We start from the raw sequence: 12312 nt of genomic DNA, 5'->3' as shown, positions 1-12312 counted from the left end.
ACGCCGAGATGAACGAGATCCTCACCGTCCACCCGAAGCAGTACCGCGACGCGCAGGTCATCGCGGAGAACTTCCGCGACGGCATCCCCGTGATCATCAACCTCTCGCAGATGAGCGACGCGGACGCCCGCCGCCTCATCGACTTCGCGAGCGGCCTCTCCCAGGGCTTGTACGGCCGGATCGAGCGCGTGACGAGCAAGGTCTTCCTGCTCTCGCCGTCGCACATCACGGTCGCCGGCGATTCGGCCTCCGCCGAGAGCGACGCCGACGCGTCGTTCTTCGCGAAGTCCTGACTCCAGGGAGCCCTGGCCCGCGGTGAACTCCGTCCTCTCGCTCCTCGGGAGCGTCCTCTACTTCGTCCTGCTCCTGTACTTCTTCGCCATGTGGGCGAGGTTCGTGCTCGACCTGGTCCGGGTCATCCGACGAGACTGGCGCCCCCGCGGAGCCGGTCTCGTCGCCGCGGAGACCGTCTACACGGTCACCGACCCGCCGATCGCGTTCTTCCGCAGGCTCATCAAGCCCGTGTCGATCGGCCCCATCGCGCTCGACTTCGGCTGGAGCCTCACCATGCTCTGCGTCATCGTCGGCATGTACATCGCGACCTGGCTCCAGGCCGCCTGACGCCCTCGGCGGATCCGCCCCTGCGGCGGATCCGCCTTCTGCGCATCCTGGGCGGTGCCTGGATCAGCGCTGGTCCCTGTATCGTTGGCGGCGACCGGACGTTCTCCGCGGTGCTCGCACTGCGCCGCGTTCACGAAGTTGCTAGCTTTAGTCGAACGTTGATAAACGTGTACCTACTTGAAATCGAAGGTGGAAAGCCATGGCGCTCACTCCCGAAGATGTTGTCAATAAGCGGTTCCAGCCGACCAAGTTCCGCGAGGGCTACGACCAGGACGAGGTCGACGACTTCCTCGACGAGGTCGTCGTGGAGCTGCGTCGCCTGAACCAGGAGAACGAGGAGCTGCGCCAGAGCCTCGCCTCCGGCGGTTCCGACGCTCCGCGCGACGCGGCCCCCCGTGAGGCCGCTCCGGCTCCTGTCGTCGACGAGACGCCCGCTCCCGAGCCGGAGCCCGAGCCCACCCCGGCTCCCGCGCCGGTCGCTGCTCCTGCCGCCTCCCAGTCGGCCCCGGTCGACGAGGCCGAGAGCTCCAGCGGTCTGCTGCAGCTCGCGCGCCGCCTCCACGAGGAGCACGTCCGCGAAGGCGCCGAGAAGCGCGACGCCCTCGTGGCCGAGGGCCGCGCCACCGCCGCGCGCCTCGTCGCCGAGGCCGAGGCGAAGCAGCGCCAGCAGCTCGCGAAGCTCGACGAGGAGCGCGCGACCGTGGAGCACCGCATCGACGAGCTCCGCACCTTCGAGCGCGAGTACCGCCAGAAGCTGAAGAGCTACATCGAGGGTCAGCTCCGCGAGCTCGACGTCCAGCCGGTCTCGGCGGAGTCGTCCTCGTTCCCCGGCTTTGGGGCGTAGCACCACCGCAGCGAACGTCAGGCCGAGGGTGCTCGTCACCCTCGGCCTCGTTGCGCTCGCGGTGTTCGCGATCGATCAGATCGCGAAGCACCTGGTCACGACGAACCTCACCCTCGGCGAGGACGTCCGCGTCCTCGGAGACGTGCTGATCCTCCACTACGTCAAGAACCCTGGCGCCGCGTTCTCGCTGGCCAGCGGCTCGACCTGGATCTTCTCGATCATCGCGGCATGCGTGGTCGTCGCCGTCATCTGGTTCGCCCGCCGCATCCGCTCCTCCGCGTGGGCCCTGTTCTTCGGCCTCCTGCTCGGCGGGACGCTGGGGAACCTGTTCGACCGGCTGTTCCGCGAGCCGTCCTTCGGCCTCGGGCACGTCGTCGACTTCCTCTACACGCCGTGGCTCCTGCCGGCGATCTACAACATCGCCGACATCGCGATCTGCTCGGCGATGGCGATCTTCGTCGTCCTGAGCCTGCGCGGGGTGAACCTCGACGGCACGCGCACGACGAGGGCGAGCGAGGCGGCGGCGAACGCCGAGGCCGCGGAGCCCGCCGTGCACGACTCCGAGCCGCGGACCGGCGCCTGATGGTGCAGTCCCGCTCGCTGCCCGTCCCCGACGGGCTCGACGGCCTGCGCACGGACGCGGCCGTCGCCAAGCTCCTCGGCTTCTCCCGCACCTTCGCGGCCGACGTCGCCGAGGCCGGGGGAGTGAGCGCCGACGGCCGCGTGCTCGACAAGAGCGACCGCGTCGTCGCCGGCTCCTGGCTCACGGTCGAGTGGTCTCCCCGCGAGGAGCCGCGCATCGTCCCGATCGCCGTGCCCGACCTCGGCATCGTCCACGACGACGACGACATCGTCGTCATCGACAAGCCCGTCGGAGTGGCGGCCCACCCGGCCGTCGGCTGGGAGGGTCCCACGGTGCTCGGCGCCCTCGCGGCGGCGGGCTTCACGGTCGCGACGTCCGGGGCGGCGGAACGCGCGGGCATCGTGCACCGCCTCGATGCGGGCACCAGCGGTCTCATGGTCGTCGCGAAGTCCGAGCGGGCGTACACCCGCCTCAAGCGCGCCTTCCACGACCGCACGGTCGAGAAGGTCTACCACGCGGTCGTGCAGGGCCACCCGGACCCGCTGGCCGGCACGATCGACGCTCCTCTGGGGCGCCACCCCTCCTCCGACTGGAAGTTCGCGGTGCGGGCCGACGGCAAGCCCTCGGTGACGCACTACGAGACGATCGAGGCGTTCCCGTTCGCCTCCCTGCTCGAGGTCCACCTCGAGACCGGTCGCACCCACCAGATCCGGGTGCACATGGCCGCTCAGCGCCACCCCTGCGTCGGCGACGCGATGTACGGCGCCGACCCGACGCTGTCGGCGCGGCTGGGTCTCACCCGACAGTGGCTCGACGCGGTGCGTCTCGGCTTCGCCCATCCGGGCACGGGGGAGTGGGTCGAGTTCGAGGCGTCCTACCCGGACGACCTCGCCCACGCGCTCGCGGTGCTGCGCGGCGAGTGAGCGGAGGGAGCGATCCGTCGCTCCCCGCCGTCCTGCCGCGCTCGCGCGGTTAGACTTTTCCACCGCGGTCGTTCACGACCCTCCCCGGGTCCCCGGTCCCCTCGCTCGCAGTCCGTCGGAGGCGCATCCTTGCCGAGTAACGATTCCTTCGTCCACCTCCACGTGCACAGCGAGTACTCGATGCTCGACGGTGCCGCGCGGGTGAAACCGCTCATCGACGCCGCCGTCGAGGAGGGGATGCCCGCGATCGCCGTCACCGACCACGGCAACGTGTTCGGCGCCTTCGACTTCTGGCGCACGGCGACGGCCGCGGGGATCAAGCCGATCATCGGCACGGAGGCGTACCTGACGCCGGGCACGCACCGCTCGGACAAGACCCGGATCCGCTGGGGCGACGGCGGCGGCGACGACGTGTCCGGCTCGGGTGCCTACACGCACATGACGCTCCTCAGCTCGACGACCACGGGCATGCACAACCTGTTCCGGCTGTCGTCGAGGGCGTCGATCGAGGGCTACTACTTCAAGCCGCGCATGGACCGCGAGATCCTCTCGCAGTACTCCGAGGGCCTCATCGGCACGACCGGCTGCCCGAGCGGCGAGGTGCAGACGCGCCTGCGGCTGGGGCAGTACAAGGAGGCCCGCCAGGCGGCCGCCGACTACCGCGACATCTTCGGCAAGGAGAACTTCTTCGCCGAGATCATGGACCACGGTCTCGACATCGAGCGCCGCGTCATCGGCGACGTGATCCGACTCGCGAAGGACCTCGACCTCCCCCTCGTCGCCACGAACGACCTCCACTACACGCACGCGCACGACGCGACCTCGCACGCGGCGCTGCTCTGCGTGCAGTCGGGCACGACGCTGGACGACCCCAAGCGCTTCAAGTTCGACGCCGACGAGTTCTACCTGAAGTCGCCCCGCGAGATGCGCCAGGTGTTCCGCGACCACCCGGAGGCGTGCGACAACACGCTCCTGATCGCCGAGCGCTGCGACGTGCAGTTCGACACCAGCGCGAACTACATGCCGCGCTTCCCGGTGCCGGAGGGCGAGACCGAGGACACCTGGTTCGTCAAGGAGGTCGAGGCGGGACTGCGCGAGCGCTACCCCGACGGGATCTCGGACGAGGTGCGCGCGCGGGCCGACTACGAGACGCAGGTCATCCTGCAGATGGGCTTCCCCGGCTACTTCCTCGTCGTCGCCGACTTCATCAACTGGTCCAAGCGCAACGGGATCCGCGTGGGCCCGGGCCGCGGATCCGGCGCGGGCTCGATGGCGGCGTACGCGATGAAGATCACCGATCTCGATCCGCTGCGCCACGGACTCATCTTCGAGCGGTTCCTGAACCCCGACCGCGTCTCCATGCCCGACTTCGACGTCGACTTCGACGACCGTCGCCGCGGCGAGGTCATCCGTTACGTCACCGAGAAGTACGGCGACGAGCGCGTGGCGCAGATCGTCACCTACGGCACGATCAAGGCCAAGCAGGCCCTGAAGGACGCCTCCCGCGTCCTCGGCTTCCCCTTCGGGATGGGCGAGAAGCTGACCAAGGCGATGCCGCCGGCGATCATGGGCAAGGACATCCCGCTCAGCGGGATCAACGACCCCGAGCACGCCCGGTACAAGGAGGCGCTCGACGTCCGGAACGTCATCGCCGAGGACCCGCAGGCGAAGCTCGTCTTCGAGACGGCGCTCGGGCTCGAGAACCTGAAGCGCCAGTGGGGCGTGCACGCGGCCGGCGTCATCATGTCGAGCGACCCGCTGCTCGACATCATCCCGATCATGAAGCGGGAGCAGGACGGCCAGATCGTCACGCAGTTCGACTACCCCGCGTGCGAGTCGCTCGGCCTGATCAAGATGGACTTCCTGGGGCTGCGCAACCTCACGATCATCGACGACGCGCTCGACAACATCCGCGCCAACCGCGGGCAGGACCTCGTGCTCGAGGACCTCGAGCTCGACGACCCGGCGGCGTACGAACTGCTCGCCCGGGGCGACACCCTCGGCGTGTTCCAGCTCGACGGCGGGCCGATGCGCGGGCTCCTGCGCCTGATGAAGCCCGACAACTTCGAGGACATCTCGGCCGTCCTCGCCCTGTACCGGCCGGGCCCGATGGGCGCGGACTCCCACACGAACTACGCGCTGCGCAAGAACGGCGTGCAGCCGATCACGCCGATCCACCCCGAGCTCGAGGAGCCTCTGGCGGAGGTGCTCGGCGGCACGTACGGCCTGATCGTGTACCAGGAGCAGGTGATGTCGATCGCGCAGAAGCTCGCCGGCTTCACGCTCGCTCAGGCGGACCTGCTGCGGCGGGCGATGGGCAAGAAGAAGAAGTCCGAGCTGGACAAGCAGTTCGAGGGCTTCTCGGGCGGGATGATCGCCAACGGCTACTCGATGGAGGCCGTCAAGACGCTGTGGGACATCCTGCTGCCGTTCTCGGACTACGCCTTCAACAAGGCGCACTCGGCCGCGTACGGCGTGGTCTCGTACTGGACGGCCTACCTCAAGGCGCACTACCCCGCGGAGTACATGGCGGCGCTGCTGACGAGCGTCGGCGACTCCAAGGACAAGATGGCCGCCTACCTGAACGAGTGCCGGCGGATGGGCATCAAGGTGCTCCCGCCGGACGTCAACGAGTCGATCGGCTTCTTCACCGCCGTCGGGACGGACATCCGATTCGGGCTCGGCGCCGTCCGCAACGTCGGCACGAACGTGGTCGAGGGCATCCGCGCGGCCCGGGAGGAGAAGGGCCGGTTCGAGACCTTCCACGACTTCCTCCGCAAGGTGCCGATGCAGGCGACCAACAAGCGCACCATCGAGTCGCTGATCAAGGCCGGCGCGTTCGACTCGCTCGGGTCCACCCGTCGTGCGCTCGTCGAGATCCACGAGGACGCCGTCGAGGCCGCAGTGGGGGAGAAGCGGAACGAGGCGAACGGCCAGGTCGGCTTCGACTTCGACAGCCTCTGGGACGAGCCGCAGGCCGCGATCCAGGTGCCGGAGCGGCCCGAGTGGGCCAAGCGCGACAAGCTCGCCTTCGAGCGCGACATGCTCGGCCTCTACGTCTCTGACCACCCGCTCGCCGGCCTCGAGACGGAGCTCGCGAAGCACTACAGCACCACGATCGCCGACCTCCTCGTCTCGGAGACGATCGGCGACGGCGAGACCGTCGTCGTGGCCGGCTTGGTCACCAGCGTCCAGCACCGCATGGCGAAGACCTCGGGCAACCAGTACGGCATGATCCAGGTCGAGGACTTCGGCGGCGAGATCACCTGCATGTTCATGGGCAAGGCGTACCAGGAGTTCGCGCCCGCCCTCACCAACGACTCCATCGTGGTCGTGCGGGGACGGGTGAGCATGCGCGACGACGGCATGAACCTGCACGCGTTCAGCCTCTTCGCCCCCGAGATGAGCCAGGACGGCGACTCCGGACCCCTGACCGTCTCGATGCCCGAGGCCCGGGCGACGACGGACACGGTCTCGCAGCTCAGCGACGTGCTCATCCGCCACTCCGGGGCGACGGAGGTGCGACTGAAACTCATCAAGGGCGACACGGCGCGCATCTTCGAGGTGCCGTTCCCGGTGCGGATCACCCCCGACCTCTTCGGCGAGCTCAAGAGCCTGCTCGGACCGAACTGCCTGTATTGAATTCGAAGCCGGTCCCTGCCCGGCTTCGCGCGGTCGGCTTCGCGACGGGGTGCGGTCCGGGGAGCGGGGTGCGTTCGGTTACGGCGATCCGCTGGGACGCGGATCGGCGGTTCGCCTCGGAGGTGGCGAGAGGTGGGGGAGGCGCGCCTGCGGCGGCGCGGGTTGCCCTCTCTGACGGGCGGGTAGCGCTGGCGGTTCCCTGCTGGTCGAGCAGCGGCTCCCTGCTGGTCGAGTGGGGGCTCCCTGCTGGTCGAGTGAGGGCCTTCTGCTGGTCGAGTAGGCGCGGAGCGGCGTATCGAGACCGTTGCGCCTGCGAAGCGGACGTGGTGTACCCCGCCGGACGGCGCAGCGGCCGACGGTCGACCGGGCGTCGGCGGGGGCGCACGTCGGCGGCGACGTTCCACTCCTGGCCGGGGTTCGGCGCGAGACGTGGCGGGCGGCGGGCCGCGGTCGCCTTCACGGAGCGGTCTCGCACGGCAGGAGCGCCGGAGGGCGGGGAGGGCGGCCGGTAGACTGGGGCGGCCATGATCCAGACTCTCGACCTCCGCGGCCGTCGTCCCTCCGCCGCCGAGCTGCTCGCCCTCGTGCCGCGCAACCCGGGCACCTCCGCCGACGTCGGTCCGGTCGTCGCCGAGCTGATCGCCGACGTCCGGGCGCGCGGCGCCGAGGCGCTCCTCGACCAGTCCGAGCGCCTCGACGGAGTCCGTCCGCCGCACCTGCGCGTGCCGGCCGAGCAGATCGCGGCCGCCGTCCGCGACCTCGATCCCGCGATCCGCTCCGCCCTCGACGAGGCGATCTCGCGCGTGCGCCGGGCGAGCGCGGCGCAGGTCCCGCCCGAGCGCACCACCGTCCTGGACGACGGGGCGACCGTCGTCCAGCGCTGGGCCCCGATCGCCCGCGCAGGCCTCTACGTCCCCGGCGGCAAGGCCGTGTACCCGTCGAGCGTCGTCATGAACGCCGTGCCCGCGCAGATCGCGGGCGTCGAGTCCATCGCCATCGTCTCCCCGCCGCAGAAGGCGTTCGACGGAGCGGTCCACCCGACGATCCTCGCGGCTGCGGGCCTGCTGGGCATCGACGAGGTGTACGCCGCCGGAGGCGCGGGCGCGGTCGCCGCCCTGGCCTACGGCGTCGAGTCGATCGGCCTCGAGCCGGTGGGCATGATCACCGGCCCCGGCAACATCTGGGTCACGACCGCGAAGCGGCAGGTGCTCGGACAGGTCGGGATCGACTCCGAGGCCGGTCCGACGGAGATCCTCGTGATCGCCGACTCCACGGGGGATCCCCGCCTGATCGCCGCCGACCTGGTCAGCCAGGCCGAGCACGACGAGGCCGCCTCGGCGGTCCTGGTCACCGACGACGCCGAGTTGGCCCGCGCGGTCGGCGCGGAGATCGAGCGGCAGGCGGCGTCGACCACGCACTCCGCGCGCGTGGCGATCGCCCTCGACGGGCCTCAATCGGCCCTCGTGATCGTCGACGACCTCGAGACCGCCTGCGCCTTCAGCGACGCCTACGGCCCCGAGCACCTCGAGCTGCACACCGCCGATCCCGCCGCCACCGCCGCCCGCATCCGCGACGCGGGCGCGATCTTCCTCGGGCCGACCTCGCCGGTCAGCCTCGGCGACTACCTGGCCGGGTCGAACCACGTGCTGCCGACCCTGGGTCAGGCGCGCTTCTCCTCCGGGCTCGGCGCCTACACGTTCCTGCGCCCGCAGCAGCTCATCAGCTACGACCGCTCCGCCCTCGAGCGCGTCGCCCCGCACATCCGCGCGCTCAGCGACGCCGAGGCGCTCCCCGCGCACGGGGACGCCGTCGACGCGCGCTTCGCCTGACCGAGAGGCACCTCCCGATGTTCTGCCCGTTCTGCCGGCACCCCGACTCCCGGGTGATCGACTCCCGCACCAGCGACGACGGCCTCTCGATCCGGCGCCGCCGGCAGTGCCCGTCCTGCGGCCGCCGCTTCTCGACCACCGAGACCGCCAGCCTCGTCGTGATCAAGCGCAGCGGAGTCGTGGAGCCGTTCAGCCGCGAGAAGATCGTCAGCGGAGTGCGCAAGGCGTGCCAGGGCCGTCCCGTGACGGACTCCGACCTCGCGGTGCTCGCTCAGCGCGTGGAGGAGAGCATCCGCTCGACGGGAGCGTCGCAGATCGACGCGAACGACATCGGCCTCGCGATCCTGGCGCCGCTGCGCGAGCTCGACGAGGTGGCCTACCTCCGCTTCGCGAGCGTCTACCAGGCGTTCGACTCGCTCGACGACTTCGAATCGGCCATCACCCTCCTGCGTGCCGAGCGCACCGAGGCCGTGCAGGGAGGCGAGCTCTGATGCCCGCGATCTACCCGGTCCTGTTCAGGACCGTCCTGCGCCGCCTCGACCCCGAGCGCGCGCACCACCTCGCCTTCCCGGTCATCCGGGCGCTGGGGATCGTCGCACCCGTCGTCCGGCGCTTCACGCTCCCGAAGGAGGACCGCTCGGTCGAGACGCTCGGACTGCGGTTCGCCACCCCGTTCGGAGTGGCCGCAGGCTTCGACAAGGACGCGACCGCCGTCCTCGGGCTCGGAGCCCTCGGTTTCGGGCACGTCGAGGTCGGCACGCTGACCGCGCGTCCGCAGCCGGGCAACGACCGGCCGCGCCTGTTCCGCCTCGTCGCGGATCGCGCGCTGATCAACCGTATGGGCTTCAACAACAGCGGAGCGCGCGCGGCCGCCGGTCGGCTCGCTCGCCTCCGCGGCGTGGGCGGACGCCCCGTCATCGGCGTCAACATCGGCAAGAGCCGCGTGGTCAGCGTCGACGACGCCGTCGAGGACTACCTGGTCAGTGCGCGGATGCTCGCGCCGCTGGCCGACTACCTGGTCGTCAACGTCAGCTCGCCCAACACTCCCGGGCTCCGCGGCCTGCAGGAGATCGACAAGCTCGAACCCCTGCTCGGGGCGGTGAAGGACGCGGCCGACGCGACTCCGCTGCTCGTGAAGATCGCCCCGGACCTGTCCGACGACGAGGTCGTCCGCGTCGCGGAGCTGGCCGTGCGCCTCGGGCTCGACGGCATCATCGCCACGAACACGACGCTGTCCCGCGATGGCCTCGAGACGACCGCCTCCGTCGTCGACGCCGCCGGTGCGGGCGGCCTGTCGGGCGCGCCACTGGCCGCGCGCTCGCTCGCCGTCCTCCGAGTGATCCGAGGAGTCGTCCCCGAATCGTTCTGCGTCATCTCGGTCGGCGGCGTCGAGACCGCAGCCGACGTGCGGGAGCGCCTCGCCGCCGGCGCCACGCTGGTCCAGGGCTACACGGCCTTCATCTACGAGGGCCCCCTCTGGGCCCGGGCGATCAATCGGTCCTGAGCCGCGATTGCGGGGTGTGCTCGCGTTCGGCTGCGACGATCCGCTCGCACGCGAATCAACGGTTCGCCTCGAGGGCATCACCGGGCCGGGAGGCCGAGCACCGGACCTGCGGCGGCGGCTCCGCAGCGTTCCGGCTGGGCGTGTGCTCGACCCGGCGGGTCGTCGCGGGGTGAGAGGCGCCCGCCTTGCTCCGCAGCTCCCTGGAACGCACCCCCTGCTCAGCCGCCTGCGGTGAGGCCGGAGGCCGAGCAAGCGAGCACCAGTTCCCGAAATGAGCGCGCAGCGCTCACTCCGGGAACTGCCCGCGCTTCACCTGGGGCTTGGGGAGGCGCATGACGCGCAGCTGGAGGGCGCGCATCGCGGCGTACCAGCGGATGCCCTTCTCGACCTTGTCGGTGCCGAAGCGCTCGCCCAGCTTCTTGCGCAGGCGCAGGCCCAGCAGGAGGCAGTCGATGACCGCCACGACGAAGAAGGCCCAGAGCACGATCAGGGTCACGTACTGAAGCTCGGGCTGCGGGAAGAAGCTGAGCAGCAGCACCACGACCATCACGGGGATGAGGAACTCGCCGAGGCTGTAGCGCGCGTCCACGTAGTCGCGGACGAACTTGCGCTGCGGACCCTTGTCGCGAAGCGGGAGGTAGCGCTGGTCTCCCGCGGCAAGTCCGATGCGGGCCTGCTCGCGGGCCACGGCGGCCTTCTCGCGGGCGTCGCGCGCGGCCTGCTTGCGGTCGGTCGTCACGAGCGGCCGCTGGTTGGCGAGCTCCCGCTCGCGCCGGGTGGGCGTCGGCCGCCCCTTGCCGGTCGCCGGCGCGGAGTCGGCGTCGTCTGGCGTGTCGGTTGCGATCGGGTGCTTGGCCACGGTGAACGTCCTTGGAATCGAGGGTCTCTTAAGATTACCCGCATGGCTCACGACGCTCCGACTCCGACGTCCACTCTCCCAGCAGCCGAGGAGGCGGTCCTGGCCGCGGTCCGCGACGACCTGCCCCGCTCGCTCGCCGAGCTCGGCCGCCTGGTGCGCATCCCCTCCGTCTCGTGGGACGGCTTCGACGCGACGCGGGTGGCCGCGAGCGCCGAGGCGATCGCCGAGCTCGCCCGGGAGACCGGCGCCTTCGAGGACGTCTCCATCCGCCGCTCCACCATCGGCGACTCTGGCGTCCTCGGGCAGCCGGCGGTGCTCGCGACGCGCGCCGCCCGCAACGGCGCTCCGACCGTCCTCCTCTACGCGCACCACGACGTGCAGCCCCAGGGCGCGGAGTCGGCGTGGCAGACGCCGCCCTTCGAGCCGACCGTCCGCGGCGACCGGCTCTACGGGCGCGGCGCCGCCGACGACAAGGCCGGAGTGGTGTCGCACCTCGCCGCCGTGCGCGCGCTGCGCGAGGTGGCGGGCGACGACCACGACCTCGGCCTCGTGCTCTTCATCGAGGGCGAGGAGGAGTTCGGCTCCCGCTCGTTCCCGACGTTCCTCCGCGAGCACCACGACGCCCTGCGCGCGGACGTGATCGTGGTCGCCGACAGCGACAACTGGGACGTCGACACTCCGTCGCTGACCGTCGGCCTCCGCGGGAACGTCACTTTCACGCTCACCGTGAGCACACTCGAGCACGCCTCGCACTCCGGGATGCTCGGCGGCGCCGTCCCGGACGCGATGCTCGCGACGGTGCGCCTGCTGTCCACGCTCTGGAACGAGGACGGCTCCGTCGCCGTCGAGGGGCTGCGCGAGCACGACGGCGCCGTCCCCGAGATCAGCGAGGACGAGCTCCGGCGCGATGCGGGCCTGCTCGACGGCGTCTCGCCGATCGGCTCCGGACCCTTCCTCTCGCGGATCTGGTCGAAGCCGTCGATCACCGTGACCGGCATCGACGCGCCGAGCGTCGTCGACGCGTCGAACACCCTGAGCCCGTCGGTGCGCGTGAAGATCAGCGCCAGGATCGCGCCCGGACAGGAGGCGCCGGAGGGCTTCACGGCGCTCGAGCGGCACCTGCGCGCCCACGCCCCGTTCGGTGCGCACCTCGCCATCGAGGACGTCGACACGGGGGAGCCCTTCCTCGTCGACACCTCGGGCTGGGCCGTGGGCCTGGTCAAGGAGGCGATGGCCGACGCGTGGGGCCGTGCGGCGCTCGAGACCAGCGCGGGAGGCAGCATCCCCTTCATCGCCGACCTCGTGCGCGAGTTCCCCGCCGCCCAGATCCTGGTGACCGGCGTCGAGGACCCGGACTCCCGCGCGCACAGTCCGAACGAGTCGCTGCACCTCGGCGTCTTCAAGCGCGCGGCCCAGACGGAGGCGCTCTTCCTCCTGCGCGCCGCCGCCCACCGGGACTGACCGCGGGTGGATCCGGAATACCCGGCCGCACCTAGCGGTTGCCCCC

General features: G+C 70.9%; 11 protein-coding genes. 10 read left to right on the top strand and 1 reads right to left on the bottom strand.

Annotated features, from left to right (window positions below):
• From IOC53_RS09400 to IOC53_RS09360, 9 genes are all read left to right on the top strand, one after another.
• Positions 1–293: cell division protein SepF (locus IOC53_RS09400; protein WP_207405052.1), on the top strand; the 293-nt coding region annotated here is incomplete at its 5' end.
• A 22-nt stretch (positions 294–315) separates the two neighbouring features.
• Positions 316–621 (top strand): YggT family protein, encoded by a 306-nt coding sequence (locus IOC53_RS09395; protein WP_307786137.1) that lies wholly within the window; start codon positions 316–318, stop codon positions 619–621.
• 199 nt (positions 622–820) lie between these two features.
• The gene (locus tag IOC53_RS09390) at positions 821–1465 is read left to right on the top strand and encodes a DivIVA domain-containing protein (RefSeq protein WP_207405049.1); all 645 of its coding nucleotides are present in this window, start codon (positions 821–823) and stop codon (positions 1463–1465) included.
• Between the two features lie 28 nt (positions 1466–1493).
• On the top strand, positions 1494–2048 hold the full coding sequence (lspA, locus tag IOC53_RS09385) for a signal peptidase II (protein ID WP_207405047.1): 555 nt from the start codon (positions 1494–1496) through the stop codon (positions 2046–2048).
• A gap of 2 nt (positions 2049–2050) precedes the next feature.
• Positions 2051–2971 carry an RluA family pseudouridine synthase gene (locus IOC53_RS09380; RefSeq protein WP_207405065.1) on the top strand — a complete coding sequence of 307 codons (921 nt, stop codon included), beginning with the start codon at positions 2051–2053 and terminating at the stop codon, positions 2969–2971.
• A gap of 180 nt (positions 2972–3151) precedes the next feature.
• A complete protein-coding gene (dnaE, locus tag IOC53_RS09375) occupies positions 3152–6613 on the top strand; it encodes a DNA polymerase III subunit alpha (protein WP_242683141.1) in 3462 nt (1153 codons plus the stop codon).
• A gap of 524 nt (positions 6614–7137) precedes the next feature.
• Positions 7138–8442 (top strand): histidinol dehydrogenase, encoded by a 1305-nt coding sequence (hisD, locus tag IOC53_RS09370; protein WP_207405043.1) that lies wholly within the window; start codon positions 7138–7140, stop codon positions 8440–8442.
• A 17-nt stretch (positions 8443–8459) separates the two neighbouring features.
• Positions 8460–8933 carry a transcriptional regulator NrdR gene (gene nrdR, locus IOC53_RS09365; protein WP_207405041.1) on the top strand — a complete coding sequence of 158 codons (474 nt, stop codon included), beginning with the start codon at positions 8460–8462 and terminating at the stop codon, positions 8931–8933.
• Positions 8934–8941: 8 nt separating this feature from the next.
• Positions 8942–9946 (top strand): quinone-dependent dihydroorotate dehydrogenase, encoded by a 1005-nt coding sequence (locus IOC53_RS09360; protein WP_207405063.1) that lies wholly within the window; start codon positions 8942–8944, stop codon positions 9944–9946.
• 286 nt (positions 9947–10232) lie between these two features.
• Here IOC53_RS09360 and IOC53_RS09355 read toward each other — a convergent pair whose 3' ends face one another.
• Positions 10233–10805, bottom strand: a complete 573-nt coding sequence (locus tag IOC53_RS09355; protein WP_307786136.1) for a DUF3043 domain-containing protein — start codon at positions 10803–10805, stop codon at positions 10233–10235.
• Positions 10806–10847: 42 nt separating this feature from the next.
• On the opposite strand from IOC53_RS09355, the gene IOC53_RS09350 reads away from it, so the two are divergent.
• Entirely contained in the window at positions 10848–12266 is a 1419-nt protein-coding gene (locus IOC53_RS09350; RefSeq protein WP_207405039.1) for a dipeptidase, read from the top strand.
• Positions 12267–12312 lie beyond the last annotated feature (46 nt).

Origin of the sequence: Rathayibacter sp. SD072 (genome assembly GCF_017355185.1) — a bacterium.
Classification (GTDB): domain Bacteria; phylum Actinomycetota; class Actinomycetes; order Actinomycetales; family Microbacteriaceae; genus Rathayibacter.
The sequence above is the reverse complement of the archived record's forward strand: the minus strand, read 5'-3'. Positions and strand labels throughout refer to the sequence as shown.